This window comes from Gemmata palustris (genome assembly GCF_017939745.1).
GTDB lineage: Bacteria > Planctomycetota > Planctomycetia > Gemmatales > Gemmataceae > Gemmata > Gemmata palustris.
Map to the genome: position 1 here is coordinate 3,563,585 of NZ_JAGKQQ010000001.1, position 21,886 is coordinate 3,585,470.

Genomic DNA, 21,886 nt, shown 5'->3' on the forward strand with positions numbered 1-21,886 from the left:
GTGATCGAGACGAACGGGCGCGGTCATTCCATCGCGCGGAACACCGTCAGTTTGGGGTCCGTGCCGACGATGTAGGTAACGGTCTTGGTCGCGGCGCGCCCCTGCGCGTCGCGAACGGTGATTTGGGCCTGCACGCGCAGGTTCGCGTCCTCGGGCGTTCCGTCGCTCAGGAGCTTGTACTCCGTGAGCTTCGCCCCGGCCATCCAGTCGAAGTCCTGGGCGACAATGGGCGGCGTCGACTGGCCCAGGGACTCGATCTTCTGCCCCGCTTTCCAGGCGTCGAGCGCGGTGCGGAGGGCGGCGAGCGCCTTGTCCGACTCCACGGGCGCAGCGCGCCGCGGGCCGTTCGAGCACCCGACCGCGGCCCAGCACGCGAGCACGAATACCGCGCAGCGCGCGAGTTTAGAAATCACCGAGCACCTCCCCGTTCGCGCGCGTGCCGAGTCCGCGCCACGTTTGCAGATCGATGCTGTCGCGAACGAACCGCACCCCGCCGTCGCCCATCAATACGTTCACCCCGCCGGTGTGCCGGCTGCTCGGCGGCATGGTCGACTTGCCGACCACGAAGAACCCGCACGAGCGGCCGTTGGGCGGCGAGATGTGCTGGTACCGGTGCTGGTGGTGCATCCACGGCGCCCCCATGAACAGCGGGAACTGGTTGGCGAGGTTCGCCGTGTCCACGCCCAAACACGTGGCGTGGGCCGCGTCCGCGTTCGCCGGGTCGCTGGGGTTGAAGAACACGTCCTCGATCGGGCTGATGATCCCGTTGCTGCCGTCGGCCAGTAGCCGCTCGCTGAAGAACGCGGTGTTGCTCGTTCCGTCGGTGATGTCCCCGAACCCGACGGCCGTGTTCACGTAAAACACGCCGTTGTAGAGTGCGGGGTTGGGGATCACGAAAAACGGCATGGTGCCCGTGTTGGCCATGTAGTTGGTCGCGGCCCCGGACGCGGGGATCGGGTTGTCGCGGTCCGACGGGCACCGGAACCCGCCGATCACCGTGTTGCGCGCGGTGGTGTTCGCGGCGTCCGTCGGCGGCGCGCGGAAATCGATCAGCTTGTACACGTTGTCCTGTTCCATTTGCGGCAGGATCTGGGTCAGCGCGGAGAACTGCGAGCCGGGCGTCACGGTCGGCGCGAGCCCGCCGCTCGGGAACTTGCCGGCGGTGTCGTGGAAGTTGTGCAGCGCGAGCCCGATCTGCTTGAGATTGTTCTGGCACTTCATCCGGGCCGCCGCCTCGCGCACCTTCTGAACGGCCGGGAGCAATAGCCCAATGAGAATCGCAATAATGGCCATAACGACGAGGAGTTCGATCAGCGTAAAGCCCGCTCTGCGGGCGAATGAACGATCCATGATGAGGGCTCGGTCTTGGGAAGAATGAGTACAAGACACCAACAGCGATTGGGCGCGCCCCAACGGGCGCGCCGAGGTTGGCTACGCTTCGGCACCAAATGCGTGCCAACACCGACCGTCAAAAGCGCCACACCGTGCAGTGGGCGTGGGAGCGCGCAACACGGGCGCAGTTGACGAGTTCAGCCGAGTCGCGGTGGGTGGAAGACCGAGGGCGCCCGAAGAATCGGTCGCGGAAATGACGATTCGCGATCAAAGGACGGAGCCGGAGCACCGCCTTCGGACAGAGTGAAGCACCGAACTTGGTCCTTCACCTGTGTCGATACGGACGGAACCGGCGGCACCGGGAGCGACTCGCGCACCGGAGCACCGGAGCAGTTCGGCCCCCGACACGGCGCCGAGTTGTGGCGTTCGGCCGGCCCGGATTGTGCGGATTGCGATTCCAATTCGATGAGGGGCGAGAATCCCCCGGACGAATGCCCCCCGCACCGCGCTTCAGCACGGGTCGGAGACAGGCAGGCGACCGCGACGAGCGCGACGGCCCACCCGCAACGGCGGATGAGAGAGTGGGAGAGCATCAAATTCTTAACGCGAGGCTCGAACACTCCGAATCTACGCAAGCACGCCGCCGGAAGCAACTGAAAATCACTCCCCCACACGAGCTCACGAGGGTCGCGATAACGCCGGCCGATGCGCTCCCTCTAACCCACACATTCTCGTACCGGCCGCGGGCCGCGCACCGATCACGAGTCGCGCTCGCGGGCCGGCAAATCGATCAGCGCGGCAAGGGCCGCGCGGGTCCGGCTCTCGAGCATAAACGCGAGGGCCACCCCGACCAACCCCGCCACACTCATGGCGGCCACCGCGGGCGGGTTCGAGGCCCCGCGGGAGGCCAAAATCGCGACGGCGATCAGCGGGACCGCCGTCGCAGCCGCTCGGTAGCGCCCGAGGGAGTTCTCGACCCGTCGGAGGGCCGCCCGATCGTCCGGGCCGAAGCCACTCGAGCCGAGAAGGGCCGGGTACAGGACCGTCACGGACAAACACGTCACCATGAAGTACGGGTACACGGCCGCCATCAGTCCGCAAACGATGAGCGAGAGCAGGAAGTGAACGTAAGCCTCCTCGCCTTGCGGCGGCGGACCGGCCGTCGCGCGCAAAATGATGGGCCACAGCACCCCGGCCAGCGTCCAGCACACCACAGAGATCCCCGCGGTCATCGCGCCGAACTGGAGGCAGCGCCCGCGGGCCGGATCGTCGGGCACCGGTCGGTTCCCCCGCCGAACGTGCCGCAACCCGCGCAACACGGGCCGCAGTGCCAACCAGGACGCGACCATTCCGAGCGGGAAGAACACCCCGTTCACGGCCAAAATCACCTGATCGAACACGCTCTCGGCGGCGGACCACTGCGCAATGATTTCGGCCCGGTTGTACGCGATGTTGAACGCCGACGCCAACATGTTCGGGATCACCGCAAACAGGTAAACGGTCAGCAGTGGGTACCGGCAAACGAGTTCGCGCCACCCGCCGGGTGCGGGTCGGACCAAGGCGCGCGCGGCCGGGCGGAGGCACAGTTCGAGTTCCCGCCCCAATTCCCCAACGGTCGCCGGTCGCCGGTCCGGATCGGCCTGCAAACACGAGAGCAGCACGTCGCGCAACCCCGGCGCGCCCCCGCTCGGGAACGCGGCCACGGCTTCCGGCGGCGGACCGGTCCGCCGCTGTGCGGCCAACCCCCTCACGGTTTCCTGGCGGTCGGGGGTCACGCGCTCCGGCCCGAAGGGGCGGCTCCCCGTGGCCAGTTCCCAGAGCGTAACGGCGAGGCTGAACGCATCGGCCCGCCCGTCAAGAGTTTCCGGCGCGCGCGGGTGCGAGGGGTCGAACGCTTCCAGGTGTTCGAGCGCCATGTACCCCAGGCTGCCGCCGAACAAGACGACCGGTCCCGCCCCGTCGAGTTTGGAGCAGCACCCGACGTTGAAGTCCGCCAGCAGCGGTTCCCCGTCGGCCGCCAGGAGCACGTTCGCGGGTTTCACGTCCCGGTGCAGCACGCCGCGCGCGTGGGCGTAGTCGAGGGCCGCGGCCAGTTTCGCGCCGATCGCACACACGGTCGTCGCCCAGTCGCGCTCCGCCCACAGCCGGCGCACCGGCGACGCCGCGGACGGGACTTCGCCGCGCCGCACCAGGACCGCGTCGATCGCGTCGAGGAGCGTGCGCCCGGTCCACTGATCGGCGGGAACGGTCCGGGCGTGCGCGATCACGTCCAGGAGCGTCCCGCCCGGCAGGTACGGCATGTACACCAACTGGAGCCCGCGCTCGTTCAGCACCCGCTGGTCGTACACCCGGACGATGTGCGGGTGATCCAATTGGGCCAAAGTCTGAGCCTCCATCCCGCGCGAGGCCGTTACTTTCAAAGCAACGAGCCGCTGCATGGTCAGTTGACGGGCCAAAAATACTTTCGCGAACTGCCCTTCCCCGATCAGCGTGAGCAGATCAAAATCATCGAGCCGGTCGCCCGCCCGAACCGAGACCGCGGTCCGCGACGCGAGCACCGACGTGGAACGGGCCACCGCGGTACCGCCCAGGAGCCGTGCCAGTTCGTCGGCCCGGTCCGGGAAGCGGTCGAAGTAGTCGCTCGGTTGGGGGGCGCGCCCCGCGCGCCGGCGCAGGTGGAAATCTTCGTACAACAGGTCCGCCGGCGGCCCGGCGCGGTCCAGTTCGGGGAACTGCCGAATGTAGTCTTCGAGCGCGCAGTCGAGCCCGCGCTGGAGCCGGGTCTCGAGATCGAACTTGATGAGTTCCACCAGGAGCAACCCGCGCGCGTCGGGCCACCCGATCGGGAGAAATGCCGCGAGCTCGGGCGGCGCGCCGGCGGACTCCCACGCGCGCGCGAAGGCCTCGAGGCGCTCCGTAATCACGTCCCAGATTCGGGTCGTTGAAGCGGGTAACGAGTGCCCGGTGGTCGAGAGCATGGTGGACCCAGATCGGCGCCGCGGCGCGGGCGAGCGGTTACAATACACCCGATCGCCCCCGAGAGGAACGGCCGCCACCCGCCCCGGAGCTTCCGCCATGAGCGATGTCCCCCTCTCCGATGTTCTCCACCGCGACCCGGCGGCCCTCGCCGCGTTCCTCGAGCACCGGCGCCCGGCCCTGGTCGCGTTCGTTGAAGGGCGCCTCGGCGCAACCCTGCGCGGCAAACTGGACCCGCAGGACATTGCCCAGGAAGTCGCGATCAAGGCGCTGCGGGAACTGCCCCAAACGGAACTCGGCGATCGCGACCCGTTCGGGTGGCTGTGCCACCTGGCCGAACAGTGCGTGATCGACGCCCACCGGCACTTCGCGGCTTCCAAACGGGCCGCCGAGCGCGAGCAACCCGGAAACGTCCCGGCCGGCGAGGGGAGCCCGGATCTCATCGCCCTCCTCGCGGCCAGCATCACCACCCCGACCCAAGCGGTCGTGCGCGACGAGCGCGAGGTCCGGCTCCGGGCGGCAATTGCGACTTTACCGGAAGAGCACCGCGAAGCGCTGCGGTTGCGGTACGTCGAGGGCCTCCCGACCAAAGACGTGGCCGCTCGGCTGAACAAATCGGACGTTGCCACGCGGGTACTGCTCACGCGCCTCGTTCACCGCTTGCAAGAACTACTCGGCCCGGGCGAGGAAGCCTGACCACACGCCGATCCCGAACCGCGCGCGAAGCTCCGCCCCTGCCAATCTGGAAGGGGCGGAGCGATCTCGTGTCGTGTGCCGGTCAATCCCGAACGAAACTGATCGAGAGCCTACGCAACCACGAGCACGAGGCCGCGACGGTTACGGCAGCGGGGGAACGCCGACCGGAGGCCCTTGCACTTGCGTCTGGGTCTGGGTTTGCGTTTGCGTCTGGGTCTGCGTTTGGACCTGGATCGGGGCCGGAATCCCAACCGGTGCCGCAATTGCAACCGGGGCTACCACCGGGGCGACGGCGACCGGAACCGGCACGGGCGCGACAACCGCGACGGGCGGGGCCGATGCGTAGTAGCTAACCGGGTAGTAGCACGACGCCGACGGGCACCAGTAGTAGTAGCAGCTCGTCGACGGGCACCAGTAACAGTTGCAGCCGTACCGCTGCGAGTAGCCCCAATACGACCAGTGAGAGTGGGATCGACCGGGGTAGTAATACCCGCCGCCGAACGACTTACCGTACTTCTGGTGGTAGTTCCCGAACGTCTGGTGATGGTTCCCGATCGACTGAACCGGCCGGCCCTGCCCCCCGAACGGGCTGCCCCCGGGTTTAAATCCCCCGGACGGCTTGGAGATCCCGATCGGACCGGAGTGCCCGCCCCCGCCGCCACTCGAGCCCTTTGAGCCGGCCGCCGCGGTCCCAGCAACCATCCCGGTTGCCAGCAAACTTGCAAGTAAAGTCCTCATCGGACTTCCTCCTTTTATTTTCAGTGAGACCGAGCGGAGTGCCCGGTCTACTTGGTTGAGCGGAACGCCCGAATGAGTGTTACGGAATTTTTGACGCGGCCCCGCGAGAGCCGGGTCCGCGCTCAAATTGCGGCCGCACCCGCGAACGCAAGTCATTACCGGGGCTTCATTAATCATCGCCCCTGCTAGCGACAGTTAAAGCGCAATCGGTCTCAGCGGGTATTCGACCAGAAGTGACAAGTGGAGAGTTGAAGCCGACTCAAAAGACCGTCCGGCGCGTCGTCCAACGGTGACACGGCAACCGGAATCAAATAGGGGTTGATACGCGGCGAGAATCCGTAGTACCTTTACGCGCCGGCTGGGAGGCGAGTTCAGTCGGCAGGCGCCGGCGCGGCCCCATCCCGCCGGCGCCTTTTCGGTACCCGCAGTTCTGACCGCAATTCCTTCACCCGCACTCGACCGTCCCAGCGCCAAACACGCGGACCCGGCCGCGACAGCAGAAATGGCGCGCGGTTCGCGAGATCGTCACGCCACCGCGCAACAGTCATCCCGCGGTTACTTCTTCTCGCTCGCCTCGGGGCGCGGGCCTGGCGGCGTAAAGTACAGTTCGTCCGACTGGAGCAGGTTCCCGACGTCCACCACCGCTTGCCACTGCCCGGTCAGTGCGGTGAGGTAATTCTGGAGCGCCTGAACGAGGTTCTGCTGCGCCACCACGATGTCGTTGAAGGATATCTTCCCGCGGGGTACGTCGTCGGGTTCCTGCTGGTACCGGCGAATCACCCCCTGGTACACCTGCGTGAGAGCCGGGAGCACCTTCTCGCGCAGGTTCGCCGCCGCGACCCGGTTCGACTCGTAGCGCCCCAGCGCGTCCGCCAGCCGGCTCACGAGGTCGTTTTCCGTCGCGGTGAGCGCGGCCGTGTTCGACGCGATCTGGAACTCGGCCGATCGAATGTTCCCCTGGTTCCGGTCGAACACCGGCATCGGCAACCCGACCTGGAGGTTGAACTGATTCAACCGCGCGAGGTTGTCGTACTGGACGACGAGGTTGGTCGCGATGTCCGGCACCCGGTTGAGGCGCTGGAGCCGAAGATTAGTTTGCGCCTGGAGCAGACGGTTGCGAGCGGTCAGAATGTCCGTGTGCGCCTCCGCGATACGGACGCGGGCGGCGGCCGCGTCAATGACCGGGGGCGGCAGGTCGACCGACCCGGTCAGCGCGGCCGGGGCCAGGTCCGGTTGCCCCAGCGCGGCCGCCAGTTGCCTCCAGTTCGCGCGGTAATTGGCTTTGGCAAGCGCCAGTGCGTTCCGCGCCTGAACCGCCTGTGCGTACAACTGGAGCGGCTCGTACCCGGCCGCTTCCCCGGCCGCCACCTGGCGCAGTTGGAGCTGGTACACTTCGTCGGCCATCGCGACCAGCGCCGTGTTCACTTCGATGCCCTTGCGGGCCAGTTGCACCTGGAAGTAGCTCGAGCGGACGGCCGTGGACACGTCCATTTCGGACTTGCGGACGGCGACGTAAGCGTTGATGTAGTCGAACCGGGCCACGGCTTGCGCCAGGCTCAGTTTGCCGGGGAACTTGATGAGCTGATTCACGAACGCGCCCTGCTGCCCCGCGTTGTTCGCCGGGGCGTGCGGACCGGGAGTCACCTGGTCGGCCTCGTACCCGAGGGTCGGGTTCGGGTGGAGCCCGGCCTGGATCATCTGACCATACGCGACCCCGACGTCGGCGCTCGCGCGTTTCAGAACGGGGCTGTTCGCACGTGCCGTTTGCTGGAGATCGGCCAGAGTGAGCGGCGCGCCGCCCGGGGCTTCGATGCTCCCAACGGGGACGGCCTCCGGGTACGCCTCGCGCACCAGTTTGAGCCGGTCCGCGGGGGGGGTGTCTTTGGTGAGCTTCGGCGGGCGCAACGGCGGTACTTCGGTGCCGGGGAACCCGGGAGGCAACTCGAAGGCGCGGGGGACTTTCCCCGGTTCCCCGCCCGGCGGTACGGGCGGCGTCATCTTCGGCGCGGAGCCCGGCGCAAGAAGCGCGGCCGTTCTCGCATCGAACCCGGAACTCGCGTCCGGGAGGTACCCGACCGGCGGCGTGCGGTACATGCAGCCGGTCGCGGTCAGGGCCGCGGCCCCGGCCAATTGAACGGCCCGCAGCGACCACTTCCGATTCGCCATCATCGGTTCTCCAGCCGCACGAAACTCCACGTTTAATGATTAATCGGATTGCGCCGATCCGCTCCTTGATGCCGAATGCACTGATCCCAAAAGATAAACCGACCGGGGTAAATTGACCTGTGCAAACGCAAAACCCGCGTTTCGGGGCTTCTGTGGGATCTGGCGAGGCGGGGATTAGTGGGAGAAGTCGCCCGACGATCCTGGATACTCCGTAGCCAGCAGTGGAAAAACAGTGCGCACGCGACGCCGCACCCCACAGAATCGTGGCGTTGAAAGCGTCTGAAAATCAGGCTTTTTGCTCGTGGGAAATCTTGGTCCGGCGTTTGCCTTCATGACTCGCCTGACCCGATCGAGTTTGCTCCGCCCCGGACGCCTCCCCCGTCCCGCTATGCAGCTCTTGATGAACCATCGTTTTTGTGGAGTGGCTCATGAATCGGCGTACTCGCCGCGCTTTTACGCTCATTGAGTTGTTGGTAGTGATTGCGATCATCGCGATCCTCATCGGCTTACTCCTGCCCGCGGTCCAGAAGGTTCGTGAAGCCGCGGCCCGGATGAGCTGCCAGAACAATCTCAAGCAGATCGGGCTGGCGATGCACAATTACGAGTCGGCCAACGGCGGGTTGCCCCCGCGCCGGCTCGCCCCGGGGTGGGGAAACAAACCGAACCACGGGTGGGGGTCGATCATCCTCCCGTACATCGAACAGGGCAACCTCGCGAACATCTTCAAACTGGAGTACGACTTCTACGACACGGTCAACCAGGCCGCCGTCGTGAACCCGCTCAAGCTCTATTTCTGTCCGTCCGCTCCGGGCGGGACCCGCACCGTTACGCTCGTGCGGGCCGCGTCCGCACCGTCCGCCAACCCCGACAAGTCCACCCCCATGACCTGCACGGGCGCCGCGAGCGACTATTTCGCCCCGAACAGCGTCGCCATCGGCAACAACTCGGACGGCACCCCGATTTGGCCGTACAGCCAGAACACGCGGCAAGCGATGAACGACGGCGTGATCTGCAAGCTCACCGCGATCTCGGACGGCACCTCGAACACCTGGCTCGTGTCCGAACAGGCCGGGCGCCCAGACCACTACATCCTGGGCAAGAAACAGGCGACCAACACGGGGCTGTCGAACGCCGACTGGTGGGGCATGTGGGCGTCGTTCAACATGCACGCCTACTGGACGTACACCGCGGACGGGTTAATCACATCTGGAAGCCAGCCGGGGCTCGGGTCCGCGCTCTCGTGTACGATCAACTGCAACAACAGCCAGGGCGTGTACGCCTTCCACACGGGCGGGGCGAACGTCGTGTTCGCCGACGGCTCGGTTCACTTCGTCACGTCGTCACTCTCCCCGCGGACGCTCGCCCAACTCGTGACCCGCGACGACGGGGAAGTGACCGGGAACTACTAACTCGCGGCTCCACGCGACCGAAGTTTCCGTCGGAGAGTACCGAATGTGCGGAAATCAGCAGTGGGCAAATAATGCCCGCCAGAGGGCCGAGTGATTTCGGAGGTGGCTCAGAAACGAGCCGAAAACCAGCCCTTTGCTCGTAAGCGGGGTTGGTCCGGCGTTTGCATTCAACCAAGAACATTCACCATTTGAGAGTTTGCTCCGCCGCGGACGCTTCCACGTCCCGCAACGCAGCTCGACGGACCCCGTGTCGTCTTTCGTGACGTGGAGTGGCTCATGAATCGGCCCGATCGCCGCGCGTTTACACTGATCGAGTTATTGGTGGTGATCGCGATCATCGCGATCCTCATCGGGTTGTTGCTCCCCGCGGTCCAGAAGGTGCGCGAGGCCGCGGCCCGGATGTCGTGCAGCAACAACATGAAGCAGATCGGCCTCGCGTTTCACAACTTTGAGGGCACCAACGGCGGGTTCCCCTCCCGGCGCCTCGGTTTCGGCTCCGGCTCACCTTCCGGCGCGACACAACATGCGTGCGGCGGGTGGGGGCTGTTGATCCTCGCGTACATCGAGCAGAACGCGATCGCGCAGGCGTACAACTCGAAGTACGACTACTACGACCCGATCAACGCGAACCTCGTCACGCCCCAGATCAAGACGTTCCAGTGCCCGTCCACCGCGCCGGGACCGCGCCAGGTCAGCATCTCGGCGAAGGCCACGGCCGCGTCCGCCCGGTACGGGACCGACGGCGGCGTGGTCTACACCGCCACCGCCGGATCGAACGACTACATGACGTCCAACGGGTTCACGATGCCGACCACCGGCTACGGAACCGGCTGGGACCCGACCGTCAGTTCCAACCGACACCAAGCCGTTGACGACGACGTTTACATCAAGATTTCGCAGATCAGCGACGGGCTGTCGAACACGGTCGTGGTGTTCGAGCAGGCGGGGCGCCCGCAGAAGTGGCAGCGCGGCAAGAAGTACGGCGACGAGACCTCACCGGCCGGGTCGAACACCCGCGGCACCTGGGCCGGCTACGGGTCGATCGCCATCTACACCTACAACCCCGGCAGCCTGGACGCCACAACCGGACTCATGACACAGACCTCGGCGAACTCCCCCACGGCCGGCGACCTCCTCTCGTGCGTCATCAACTGCGACAACCAGCAGGGCATTTACTCCTTCCACGGCCAGGGGGCGACCGTCCTCCTCGGCGACGGCTCGGTGCGCTTCCTGAACTCCAGCGTGAGCGGGCGCACGATGGGCCAGTTGCTCATCCGCGACGACGGCGAAGTCCTCAATAACTTCTAACGCTTGTGGGGCATTCCTCAATGACGAGGCGACTGTTCGGCAATGTGATTTGGTGCGCGATCCTCACGAACTTCGGGTGCGATTCCAAAGCGCCGCCCACGCCCGCGACGACGCCAGTAAAAGGACAGATTCTGGTGCAGGGGAAAGGTGTTGCGGGCGCCCGCGTGGTGTTCCACCCGCAGTTCGATGTCGGCGCGGTGAAGTTCGCGCCCGGGGCGACCACCGATAAAGAGGGGCGGTTCCAACTCGGCTCGGCCGGCCCGTCGGACGGCGCCCCGGTCGGCGAGTACGCGGTCACCTTCACGTGGCCAGAACCGACGAAGAACCCGGACGAGGGCGACCTCCAGGTGGACCGCTGGCGGAACAAGTACAACGACCCGGCCAAGAGCAAGTGGAAGATCACGATCAAAGAAGGCGACAACCAGCTCGAGCCGTTCAAGATCGATTAAGTATTACGGGAGCACGAACGATGCGCAGAGGTCTCACTCGAATCGAACTCGTCGCGACGACGGGGATGCTTCTTCTAAGCGCGGGCTTGTTCCTGCCGCGGTTGCAGGCGGCCCGTGCGGACGCGGCCCGCACCCAGTGTACGGACAATCTCCGCAGACTCGGGCAGGGCTTCGCGGAGTTCGAGAAGGTCCACGGCGGGTTGCCCCCGCGCCGCGGGGGGTTCAACAACGGCGCTCCGTACAGCGGGTGGGGGGCCTACATCCTGCCGTACCTCGGCGAAGAATCCGTCGCGAAGAAGTACAACCCCAAGGTCGACTTCTTCGATCCCGCGAACAAGGCCGCGGCCGAAACGCAAGTGAAGCCGTTCCTGTGCCCCGCGTCCCCCGGCGAGCGCACGATCACGATCCAGTCGCAAGCGTCCACGAAGTCCGAGAACGCGGACAAGGACACGGTTTTTACCACGAAGGCCGCGGCGTGCGACTACATCTCGTCCAACGGCGTGCTGATGACCCGCGGCGGGTACGGGTTGAACGCGAACACCACCGACCAGATGATCGGCAACCAGCGCCAGCCGATGAGCGACAACGACTTCGTGCCGCTCGCGAAGGTCACCGACGGGTTGTCGTGTACGCTGCTCCTGATCGAACAAGCCGGGCGCCCGAACGTGTGGCGCAACGGGAAGAAGAAGGACAGCGACGGCCAGTTCGGGATGAGCCCGAACGCCCGCGGCGCGTGGGCCGGGTGGGGGTCGATCGCGTTCGGGCCGGCCGACGCGAAAACCGGCGAGAACCCGGGCCGGGGGGATTCCACCGACTGCACGGTCAACTGCAACAACTGGTTCGGGGTCTACGGGTTCCACACCGCCGGGGCGAACGTGCTGATGTGCGACGGGGCCGTGCGGTTCGTCGGCACGAAGCTCGACCCGCTCACGTTCGCGTACCTCACGCTCCGCGACGACGGGCACCTGATCTCCCCGAACGACTACTAGTGCGCGTTCGGAAACGGCGTCGACCGAACGAGCCGCGACCGCAAGGGAGCGGGGTATTTCGTAGTCGGAGACCGCTCCCTTGCGGTCGCGGCTCGTTGAACGCGATTCAGGTACTTCGTAGTCGCAGACCGCTCCCTTGCGGTCGCGGCTCGTTAAACGCGATTCAGTCTCGAACGATTTCTAACTTCGATGCACTCCACTGGCGAACCGGAGACCGGCGCACCAATGCGATACCACCGATACCTGCTCCCGCTCGTCGCCGCGGTCGCGTGGCCGGCCGCACTCGGCGCGGCGGAACCACCGGACCCGGCGAAGCTCGCGGCGCTCATTGACGGGCGCCTGAGTTCCGAATGGCAGAAGGCCGGCGTGAAGCCCGCACCGGTCATTGACGACGCGGCCTTTCTGCGCCGGTCCACGCTCGATTTGAGCGGGCGCATCCCCACCGCGGCGGAAGTGCGCGAGTTCCTCGCGGATACTTCCCCCGACAAGCGCGCGAAACTCGCCACCCGGCTCATCGACTCCGGCGGCCACACGCGCCACATGGCCACGTTCTGGCGCCGCACCTGGGTGCCCCAAGCCGACACCGCGGAGTTCGCGCGGCTCGCGGACGATTTCGAGTCGTGGGTCGCGGCGCGGGTGCAAGAAAACGCCCCCTACGACCGCATCGTGCGCGAGCTGCTCACGCTCCCCGAGTCCGCCGGGAACCGGCGCGGCGCGGTCACCCCGGTCGGGTTCTACGCGGCCAGCGAGAGCAAGCCGGAAAACCTCGCGGCCAACGCCACGCGGTCCTTCCTGGGTGTGAACCTCGATTGCGCGCAGTGCCACAACCACCCGTTCGCGCGCTGGACCCGCGACCAGTTCTGGCAGACGGCCGCGTTCTTCGCCCCGCCGACGAAGGACAAGTCCGGCAAGGCGGTGCCCCCGGAACTGATGATCCCCAACACGAAGAAGTCACTCGCGCCCGAACTGCTCGACGGCGCGGAGGTGAAGTGGCCGGAGGCACTGGCGTCCGACACCGGGCGCAAGCTGCTCGCGGACTGGCTGACCGCGAAGGACAATCCGTACTTCGCCAGGAACGCGGTGAACCGCCTCTGGGCGCACATTTACGGCACGGCGCTTGTGGAGCCGCTCGACGACCTGAGCGGCGACAGCGGCAACACCGGCTACCACGCGGAACTACTGAAGGAACTCGCCGATGCGTTTGCGACCAGCGGGTTCGACCTGAAGTACATCACCCGCGCGCTGGTGCTCACGAAAGCGTACCAGCTCTCCGCACTGACCCGCGAAGACGCCCCCGCGGACCCGCGGCTGTTCGCACGAATGCCCATTCGCGGGTTAACGGGCGAGCAGCTCTACGACAGCCTCCGCACGGCCGCGGGGCTCCCGCCGGAGCGCGCGGATACGGGGCGCGGACTGGGTCTGGAGGGACGTAAGAGGTTCGCGGCGCAGTTCCGCGTCGAGCGCCCGGTGACGGCCGAGCGGTCGATTACACAGGCCCTCTCGATGATGAACGGCCGACTCACGACCGACCTCACGGACCTCACGAAGAACCCGACCCTCGGCGGGGTGGCCAGCGCCCCGTTCCTCGACACGCGGGGCAAGGTCGAAACACTGTTCCTGGCGGCAATCGGGCGCGAGCCGACCGCGAAGGAATCGAAGACCATGATCGATTTCGTTGAAGGATCCACGGAATCGGAACGCGAGCGCGCCCTCGGCGACGTGTTCTGGGCGCTCGTCAACAGCACCGAGTTCAACACGAATCATTAACCGCCAGCACGGAACCGCGAGGGTTTGACGCCCGCGATTCCGCACTGATAACTGAACCAAATGAGGAGCGATTTCATGTTTTCACTCCGCGTCCCGCGTTCCGCCCTTCGCGCCGGGCCGTCGCGCCGCGACTGCTTGCGCCTCTCCGCTCTTGGTGCCATCGGCGCGTCACAATCCGGTTGGCTGCAAGCGCTCGCGGCCGACGCCACGGCCACCCCGAAAAAGCACAAGTCGGTCATTCTGCTGTGGATGAACGGCGGACCGGCCACCATCGATATGTGGGACTTGAAGCCGGGCCACGACAACGGCGGGCCGTTCAAGGAAATCGACACGGCCGCGCCCGGGGTGAAGTTCAGCGAGCACATGCCGAACCTGGCGAAGCGCGCGAAAGAACTCGCGATCGTCCGCTCGATGGCGACCCGTGAGGGGGATCACGCCCGCGCCCGGCTCGTCGGCCTGACCGGGTACACGCCGCAAGGCGCGATTCAGTTCCCCGCGCTCGGCTCGCTCGTCGCGCACGAGTTCGACGACCCCAGAGCCGATCTGCCGGGGTTCGTGAGCGTCGGCGGGCGCACGGGCGACATCGGCGGCGGGTTCCTCGGGCCGCGGTTCGCGCCGCTCGTCGTGGGCGGCGACCGCGGTTTCGGCGCCCCGGCCACGGAACTGAAGGTGCCGGACCTGGAGCGCCCCGCGGGCGTCACCACCGAGGTCCACACGAAGCGCCTCGACTTGCTCTCCGGGTTGGAGAAGGATTTCGCGCCCGGTAAGGGGCACCCGGTCGCGGAAACGATGAAGGCCGCGACCGACCGCGCCGTGCGCCTGATGCGCCCGGAAGCGGCCGCCGCGTTCCGACTCGAGGACGAGAAGGCCGCCGTGCGCGAAGCCTACGGCCGCGGCACGTTCGCACAGGGGTGCCTGCTCGCCCGGCGCTTGGTCGAGCGCGGGGTCTCGTTCGTCGAGGTCACGCTCGACGGGTGGGACACGCACAACAACAACTTCGAGCGCGTGAAGACGCTTTCCGGCACGCTCGACACCGCATTCGCGGCGCTACTGGCCGACCTGAAGGACCGCGGGCTGCTCGATAGCACGCTCGTGGTGTGCCAGGGCGAGTTCGGCCGCACGCCGAAGGTCAACGGCCAGACCGGGCGCGACCACTGGCCCACGTCGTGGGCCGCGGTGCTCGCCGGTGCGGGAATTAAGGGCGGGCAGGTGGTCGGTAAGACGAGCGCCGACGGCACCGCGGTCGAAAGCGAACCGACCCGGACGCCGGACCTGATCGCGACTGTCGTAAAGGCCATCGGGCTCGACCCGATGAAGCAGAACATGTCGAACGTGAGCCGGCCCATCCGCCTCGCCGACCCGGTCGCCAAGCCGATCAAGGAGCTACTGTGATTCGCACGACTCTCTGCACGCTAGCTCTGGCGTTCGCCGCGTTCGGATTTTCCCCCGCGGCGGACCCGGCCCCCACAAAGCGCCCGACCGTACCACTCGAATTCGCACTCCTGGGCGAAGACAAACTCGCCCGCATCGAACTCCGGGCCGAACTGGACGGCGTTTCGGTTTCCGCGATCTGGGACGAAACGTTCGCCAAGCTCTTTGCGTTCTTCGACCGCAACCACGATGGCGCGCTCGACACCAAGGAAGCCGCGCGGCTCCCGTCCGTGCGCGCGCTCCGGCAGGCGATGGGTAACGGGTTCACGCCCCCCGTCGGCGCGGCACCAACGTTTGCAGAACTGGACCGCAACGGCGACGGGAAAGTGACGCCGGAGGAACTCGCCGCGTGCTACCGCGCGGCCGGCGCCGGGACCGTGCAGATCGGCGTCGGCCGGCTGCCCGCGAGTGCGGAACTCGCCGCCGCGCTGCTCAAAAACCTCGACACCGACGGCGACGGGAAAGTGAGCGAGAAGGAGTGGGGCGCGGCCGCCGATGTGCTGAAGAAGCTCGACAAGAACGACGACGAACTGATCGGTGCGGGCGAACTCGTGCCGAAGGTGGTTTACCCCGGCGCGGCGGGAACGGTTCTGCTCACACCTCCAGCGGCTAACACCACGGTTCCCGATGTGCTCGCGAAGCTCCCGCTCGTGCTGCTCCCGGCCGACCCGAAGGACGCACACTGGACAACCGAGATCGCCCAGCGCAACAAGCACTTCAAGGCCGCGGAACTCTCCGCATGGCGGAAGCGCGAGCCGGACGCGCGCTGGGTCGTCAAGCTCTCCGACAAGCCGGGCACCCCGGAGCGGTTCGCGTTCACGGGCGGGCGGTTTCGCGTGGACGGTTGGATCGCGAGCGGAAAAGTGAGCGAGGCCCTGGCGACCGCGAGCAAGCAGATCGTCGCCCAACTCGATGCGCCCGCACCCGAAGAGGGCGCCGGCGCCCGACGGCGCGGCGGTAGTCTGGCCTGGCTCGCCCCGATCGCTGACTTAAACGGGGACGGGAATCTCGACCGCAAGGAACTCGATGCGTGGCTCGATCTCCAGGCGCAAGTCGCCCGCGGTCAAGTGCTGCTCACCGTTCTCGACGGCGCGGGGTTGTTCGAGTTACTGGACACGAACCACGACGGCGCACTGTCGTCGCGCGAACTCCGCGGCGCGTGGGATCGCTTGAAAAGTGCCGGGTGCGTGACCACCGGTGCGTTCGACCCGAAGGCGCTGCCGAACGTGCTCCTGGTCGCCGCGAGTCGCGGGTACCCGCAAACGCTGGCACTCGACGCGCGCCGCGGACCGGCGTGGTTCCGCTCGATGGACCGTAACGGCGACGGGGACGTGTCCCGGCGCGAGTTCACGGGGCCGGCCGATGTGTTCGACAAGCTCGATCTCGACAAGGACGGGCTGCTGAGCGCGGAAGAAGCGGAGAAGTCTGAGAAACCCAAGAAATAGTAATCGCCGTGCGGCGCGGACGAAACGAAGCATGGACGCTCTCGAATCGCCCGCGCCGCATCACCCGCGTCACCGGACGAGCGACTGGCGCCACTCCTGGTTGAGTTCCTCGACCGTCTTGCCCGTCAATGTCTTCCACGCCCCCACGCTGTACTTCCCCTCGCGCATGAGCGCGTTCAACTTGGTCACCACTTGCGAATCGTACTTGTCCGCCACGAACGCCAGGAACGCGGCCGACGTCCGGTAGCTCGCATCGAACTTGGCCCGCTCGGGGTTCAAGCGGCCGGCCGTGCCCGGCTCGAACTTCCAGAACCGCACGTAGTCCGCGATCCCCTCGACCAACCACCCCGGCAGCCCGCGTGCGCGATAGTTCTGAACGCAGTGCGCGGTTTCGTGGACCATTGCGCCGACGTCTTCCGGGTGAGACTTGAAGTACTTCACCGAGCCGGTGATCCGCCCGCCGCCGGCTTCGGCCACCCCGTTGTAGCTCGCACGGAAAGTCATTCGGATCTGCGTCGGCGGGCGGTTCCCGTCGCTCGCCAGTAGGTCGCAGATCATCGGGTACTGGCGCTCGCAGACCCGAACCACTTTTTCGGCCCACTCCCGCATCTCCGGGGCATCGGTCACGTCCAGTGTGAACTCGACCGGGTACCGGAACGTGGCGACACGGGCCTCCGAGTTGATCGTGATCTCACGGACGACGAGCGGCGTCTTCAGGTCCGCGGTCGGGCGAACACGAACCGCTTTGACCGATCGGCCGACGTCGGCCGTGGCCTTCCCCTTCTCGAACGTGGCGGCGGACTCGAACGCGGTCCCGTCAACGGACACTTCCAGCACCCCGTCGGCGAGCGCGTCGTCACCGTTCGGCCGACCCGTCACAACGGCGACCGATTTCAGAGTAACGGGGCGATCGAACGTCAACGTGAGGTGGTCGGCTTTGGTCGGGTTGCGCTCGGAAGCGAAGTACGTGGACGGGTCGCCGTCGAACGCGAACTGGCGAATCCGGCCCCCCGCGGTGGTGAGCGACGATTCAACCACGGCTTGCACGACGGGTCGCGGCGCGGGTGCGGGAACTGGCGCGGCGAGAGCCGGAAGTGACAGCCACAAAGTTATCGTTGCGGAAAGCAGCGTGCGCATCAGAACCTCGGGGCGAGGGTTATCCCCTCATTTTTAGCCGGTTCCTGATGGCCGGGCACCCGTCGCCCCGACTTCCCATCGCGTTCTCATCACCCGTCGCTCCTCGCTCCCGTCGGTGAAAAATTCACACCTCTTGCGCCGCACGAATTGAGTGGACCTGAAAAACAAAGTTAGGCGAGACCAATTCGTGCTGTTGCTACTGCACCAGAGACGAAAGCATTCGATTGACAGTGCGGCGTCGGATGCCGTGACAACGGGCAGCGGGATTCGTGGATGCGAGAATTGCAAGCAGTGAAAACCCGGCGGCCCGGGTCGGTCGAAAAATATCGATACTCGAAACTCAGCGGCCACAAGGCTTTGCGACAAATTTATCGGGGCGTGTAAGGTATTGGCGCGGGGCCTGCATTTACATTCGTTCGTTACGAGACGGTTCGTCGTGTAGGGCGAGGGGAGAGGCGTTCTGCACGACGGGCCGGGCTCAAAAACAAAGTCCATCGGACTATAAAAAACACCACCCGGGTTTTGTGTCAGTAGGGAGAGACTGGCACAAGCCCGGGTGGCGTATTTTACGGTCCGGTGAGAGAGTTCCCGGGCCGCCTTGTTCCCGATTCCGCACTCTTTGGGTGAGGGGTCATCGGGTTAGTAGTGCCAGTCTCCCCGACCCGTTTGCGCCTGTCAATACCCTTCACACAAATTCGCGCAACTTTCTCGCTCGATAAGCAAGACCGATACGTTTCAGCTCTCGCGGTCCCTTCACAGGGTTCGACACCGCCGCCGGCAATTCCGCTCACGGTAGTCAGACGAATGGTCTATGATTAATTCTCCCGTCCCCATCTGGACCTCTCCTCATGACCGAGCCCTCCCACTACCGTCAGGCCATTGATGCGCTCCCGCAATTGGTCTGGGTTGCCGGCCCGGACGGGACCCTCGAGTACCTGAACCGCCGGTGCGCGGAATACTCCGGCCTGCCCATTGACGACCTGCTCGGCTGGGACTGGGGGTGGGTCGTTCACCCGTCCGACCTCCCCGAAACGCTCGAAGTGTGGACCGCGTCCGTTCGCGCGGGCACGCCGCACCAGGTCGAGCACCGGCTCCGGCGGCACGACGGCGAGTACCGGTGGTTCCTGATCCGCGCCGAGCCCGTCCGCGACTTCGATGGGAACGTGGTGCGGTGGTTCGGCACGTGTACGGACATTGATGACTCGAAGCGCCTGATGGAACAATTCCGAACGACGCGGTTATTGTTCCGGGGGTTAGTGGAGCGGAACCCGGACGGCGAAGTTCTTGTTGGGGCCGATGGGACGGTGCGGTACGCGAACCCGGCCACCGCGCGCCTGCTCGGGCTCGCGGTCGAGGAACTTTCGGGCACGGACCTTTGGGGCTCGGTCCACCCGGACGATCGCAAGGACGTAACCGCCTGGTTGGAGCTGGTTCTGGCCACTCCCGGTGAGCGCCTCGCGATTAGCACCCGGTTCCTGCTCCGCGACGGGAACTCGTCTCAGGTCGATGTGCTCGCGACGAACCTGCTCCCGGACCCCGACGTGCGGGCACTGGCGGTGCAGTTCCGGCAATCCCCGGTCCCCAACAACAAACCGTAACCTCCGGCGCCGCCCATCGGAAACCGTTCGCCATCCGCGGGTACCGTGACCGCGTCGCGCTGTTTTCTGTAACTCACTTCCGGTCCGCGCGTCTCACAGCGGGTCCGCAATCCCGTCCCTTCGCACGGCACACGTGAACACGGTTTCTGCTCCGGCGCGTATATTGCTTCTCAGGGCGAATCGCTCCCGACCGGTAACACCGACGCGGACGTGACCGATTCCCAGGAGGGCGGATGCCCGACCACTCACCGGCCGGCCGACACGCGCTCGCGACCCGCTATCGCGCCACACGCGGAGCGACCGAGACGTTGTGTGCGCTGTTGGAGCCGGAAGATTATCAGCTCCAGTCGATGCCCGATTGCAGCCCACCGAAGTGGCACCTGGCGCACACCGCGTGGTTCTTCGAGACGTTCGTACTCGCTGAACACGTACCGAATTACCGCCCGTATCACCCGCACTTCGGCTACCTGTTTAACTCCTACTACGACGCCGTCGGTGCCCGCTGGCCGCGCCCCGCACGCGGGCTGCTCTCGCGCCCCACGGTCGCCGAGGTGTACGCCTACCGCCACGCGGTCGATGAGCACGTCCTTGCACTGATCGCATCGGCCGATGACCGCGTGCTCGCGGCGCTCGCTCCGGTCCTGGAACTCGGGGCGAACCACGAAGAGCAGCACCAGGAACTACTACTCACCGATCTCAAGCACGCCTTCGGGTTGAACCCGCTGCGCCCGGCATACGCCCCGCCGCGCGTTACCGCCCCGAGTGAACCCGCGCCCCCACTGAAATGGGAACCGTATGAAACAGGGGTGAGCAAGATGGGTCACGGCAACGCCGGGTTCGCGTTCGACAACGAGGGGCCGGTTCACAACGTGTTCGTGTCCGCGTTCGAGATCGCGTCGCGGGCGGTGAACAACGGCGAGTTCTTAAGGTTCATTGAAGACGGCGGGTATGACCGTCCAGAATGGTGGCTCTCGGACGGCTGGGCCGCGCGACAGCAAAACGGGTGGACCGCACCGTTACACTGGCACCGCGAGGGGAATTCGTGGGAGCTGTTCACGCTCCGGGGGGCGCGGGCGCTCGCTCCGGACGAAGCGGTGTGTCACATCAACTACTACGAGGCCGATGCGTTCGCGCGCTGGGCCGGCGCTCGCCTGCCGACCGAGGCCGAATGGGAAACCGCAGCGCGTGCGCGGGAGGTGCGCGGAACTTTCCTCGAGTCCGGTTACTTTCACCCCGTGAACGACGGTTCGATGTACGGCGGCGCGTGGGTGTGGACCGCCAGCCCGTATGTGGCGTACCCGGGCTACCGCCCGGCGGCCGGCGCGCTGGGCGAGTACAACGGGAAGTTCATGTGCAACCAGATGGTACTCCGCGGCGGGTCGTGCGTTACGCCCGCGGGTCACGTCCGGCCGACGTACCGCAACTTTTTCCCGCCCGACGCCCGTTGGCAGTTCTCCGGCCTCCGACTCGCGAAGGACGCTCTCACATGACGAACACCCCACGACTCGCGTGCCCGAACCGCCGGTTCCGGGCCGATGTGCTCTCCGGCCTGTCCCTTCCGCAGAAACGGTTGTCGGCCAAATACTTCTACGACGCGGCCGGGTCGCGGCTGTTCGACGAGATCACGGAGCTAGAGGAGTATTACCCGACGCGCACCGAACTCGGCATCATGACCGCGCACGCCACCGAGATGGCCGCGCGGTGCGGACCGCGGTGCCTGTTGATCGAACTCGGCGCGGGCAGTTTAACAAAGGTGCGCCTGCTGCTGGACCGGCTCGATCGACCGGCCGGGTACGCGCCGGTGGACGTGTCCGGCGAGCACCTCCGCGCGGCCGCGACCGCACTCGCCGCGGATTACCCCGCGCTCGACGTTGCGCCGGTCGTTGCGGACTTCACATCGCCCTTCGATCTCCCGCCGGTATCCGCCGCCCGGCGCGTGGTGTACTTCCCCGGTTCGACCATCGGTAACTTCGATCCCCATGAAGCCGACGCCCTGCTCCGCCGCGTCGCGCGAATGGTGGGCTCGGGCGGCGGACTGCTCCTCGGGGTCGATTTGCGTAAAGACCCCGCCGTCCTCGAGCGGGCGTACAACGACGCAGCCGGCGTGACCGCGGCGTTCAATCACAACCTGTTGGTGCGGATCAACCGCGAGTTGGGCACGGACTTCGATCCCGCCATGTTCCGGCACCGCGCGTTCTACAACCACGAACTATCACGGATCGAAATGCACCTCGTGAGCACCACCGCCCAGCGCGTGCGCGTCGGGTCGGCGGCGTTCGATTTCCGCGCGGGTGAATCGATCCACACCGAGAACTCGTACAAGTATGCCGTGCCCGAGTTCGCGGCGCGCGCGGCCGCGTGCGGGTTGCGGTTGGACGAGACGTGGACCGACGACCAGAACTACTTCGCCGTGCTGTACCTGACCGCACGATAACAAACGCGCCC

The 21,886-nt window shown here is 66.3% G+C and carries 17 protein-coding genes; 11 read left to right on the forward strand and 6 right to left on the reverse strand.

The window, feature by feature from the left end; all coding sequences use genetic code 11:
• Positions 1–23: 23 nt before the first annotated feature.
• From J8F10_RS14635 to J8F10_RS14645, 3 genes are all read right to left on the reverse strand, one after another.
• Positions 24–413, reverse strand: a complete 390-nt coding sequence (locus J8F10_RS14635) for a hypothetical protein (protein WP_210654708.1) — start codon at positions 411–413, stop codon at positions 24–26.
• Entirely contained in the window at positions 403–1,350 is a 948-nt protein-coding gene (locus J8F10_RS14640) for a DUF1559 domain-containing protein (protein ID WP_210661951.1), read from the reverse strand. Before J8F10_RS14640 ends, J8F10_RS14635 begins: the two co-directional genes overlap by 11 nt.
• Before the next feature lie 740 nt (positions 1,351–2,090).
• Complete coding sequence (locus J8F10_RS14645) at positions 2,091–4,310, reverse strand: serine/threonine-protein kinase (RefSeq protein ID WP_210654710.1); 2,220 nt, start codon at positions 4,308–4,310, stop codon at positions 2,091–2,093.
• 97 nt (positions 4,311–4,407) lie between these two features.
• Here J8F10_RS14645 and J8F10_RS14650 point away from each other — a divergent pair, with 97 nt between their 5' ends.
• Positions 4,408–5,004: an RNA polymerase sigma factor gene (locus J8F10_RS14650; RefSeq protein ID WP_210654712.1), complete on the forward strand. Its 597-nt coding sequence runs from the start codon at positions 4,408–4,410 to the stop codon at positions 5,002–5,004.
• Between the two features lie 141 nt (positions 5,005–5,145).
• On the opposite strand, the gene J8F10_RS14655 is transcribed toward J8F10_RS14650, so the two are convergent.
• The gene (locus J8F10_RS14655; RefSeq protein WP_210654715.1) at positions 5,146–5,742 is read right to left on the reverse strand and encodes a hypothetical protein; all 597 of its coding nucleotides are present in this window, start codon (positions 5,740–5,742) and stop codon (positions 5,146–5,148) included.
• A 555-nt stretch (positions 5,743–6,297) separates the two neighbouring features.
• Positions 6,298–7,911 carry a TolC family protein gene (locus J8F10_RS14660; RefSeq protein WP_210654717.1) on the reverse strand — a complete coding sequence of 538 codons (1,614 nt, stop codon included), beginning with the start codon at positions 7,909–7,911 and terminating at the stop codon, positions 6,298–6,300.
• A gap of 425 nt (positions 7,912–8,336) precedes the next feature.
• On the opposite strand from J8F10_RS14660, the gene J8F10_RS14665 reads away from it, so the two are divergent.
• The 7 genes from J8F10_RS14665 (at position 8,337) to J8F10_RS14695 (ending at position 16,706) form a co-directional block, all read left to right on the forward strand.
• Positions 8,337–9,317 carry a DUF1559 domain-containing protein gene (locus J8F10_RS14665; protein WP_210654719.1) on the forward strand — a complete coding sequence of 327 codons (981 nt, stop codon included), beginning with the start codon at positions 8,337–8,339 and terminating at the stop codon, positions 9,315–9,317.
• A gap of 276 nt (positions 9,318–9,593) precedes the next feature.
• Positions 9,594–10,625 (forward strand): DUF1559 domain-containing protein, encoded by a 1,032-nt coding sequence (locus J8F10_RS14670; protein WP_210654721.1) that lies wholly within the window; start codon positions 9,594–9,596, stop codon positions 10,623–10,625.
• Positions 10,626–10,645: 20 nt separating this feature from the next.
• A complete protein-coding gene (locus J8F10_RS14675) occupies positions 10,646–11,074 on the forward strand; it encodes a carboxypeptidase-like regulatory domain-containing protein (RefSeq protein ID WP_246523348.1) in 429 nt (142 codons plus the stop codon).
• Positions 11,075–11,094: 20 nt separating this feature from the next.
• Entirely contained in the window at positions 11,095–12,063 is a 969-nt protein-coding gene (locus J8F10_RS14680) for a DUF1559 family PulG-like putative transporter (RefSeq protein ID WP_210654723.1), read from the forward strand.
• Positions 12,064–12,288: 225 nt separating this feature from the next.
• Complete coding sequence (locus J8F10_RS14685) at positions 12,289–13,830, forward strand: DUF1549 and DUF1553 domain-containing protein (RefSeq protein ID WP_210654725.1); 1,542 nt, start codon at positions 12,289–12,291, stop codon at positions 13,828–13,830.
• Positions 13,831–13,905: 75 nt separating this feature from the next.
• A complete protein-coding gene (locus J8F10_RS14690) occupies positions 13,906–15,222 on the forward strand; it encodes a DUF1501 domain-containing protein (protein ID WP_210654727.1) in 1,317 nt (438 codons plus the stop codon).
• Positions 15,219–16,706: an EF-hand domain-containing protein gene (locus J8F10_RS14695; RefSeq protein ID WP_210654729.1), complete on the forward strand. Its 1,488-nt coding sequence runs from the start codon at positions 15,219–15,221 to the stop codon at positions 16,704–16,706. The genes J8F10_RS14690 and J8F10_RS14695 overlap by 4 nt, the downstream gene beginning before the upstream one ends.
• 69 nt (positions 16,707–16,775) lie before the next feature.
• Here J8F10_RS14695 and J8F10_RS14700 read toward each other — a convergent pair whose 3' ends face one another.
• The gene (locus J8F10_RS14700; protein WP_210654732.1) at positions 16,776–17,843 is read right to left on the reverse strand and encodes a basic secretory protein-like protein; all 1,068 of its coding nucleotides are present in this window, start codon (positions 17,841–17,843) and stop codon (positions 16,776–16,778) included.
• Positions 17,844–18,691: 848 nt separating this feature from the next.
• Between J8F10_RS14700 and J8F10_RS14705 the strand changes: the two genes are divergently transcribed.
• From J8F10_RS14705 to egtD, 3 genes are all read left to right on the forward strand, one after another.
• Positions 18,692–19,441, forward strand: coding sequence for a PAS domain-containing protein (locus tag J8F10_RS14705; RefSeq protein ID WP_210654733.1), 750 nt, complete (start codon positions 18,692–18,694; stop codon positions 19,439–19,441).
• Positions 19,442–19,674: 233 nt separating this feature from the next.
• A complete protein-coding gene (gene egtB, locus J8F10_RS14710) occupies positions 19,675–20,931 on the forward strand; it encodes an ergothioneine biosynthesis protein EgtB (RefSeq protein WP_210654735.1) in 1,257 nt (418 codons plus the stop codon).
• Complete coding sequence (gene egtD, locus J8F10_RS14715) at positions 20,928–21,875, forward strand: L-histidine N(alpha)-methyltransferase (RefSeq protein WP_210654736.1); 948 nt, start codon at positions 20,928–20,930, stop codon at positions 21,873–21,875. Before egtB ends, egtD begins: the two co-directional genes overlap by 4 nt.
• Positions 21,876–21,886 lie beyond the last annotated feature (11 nt).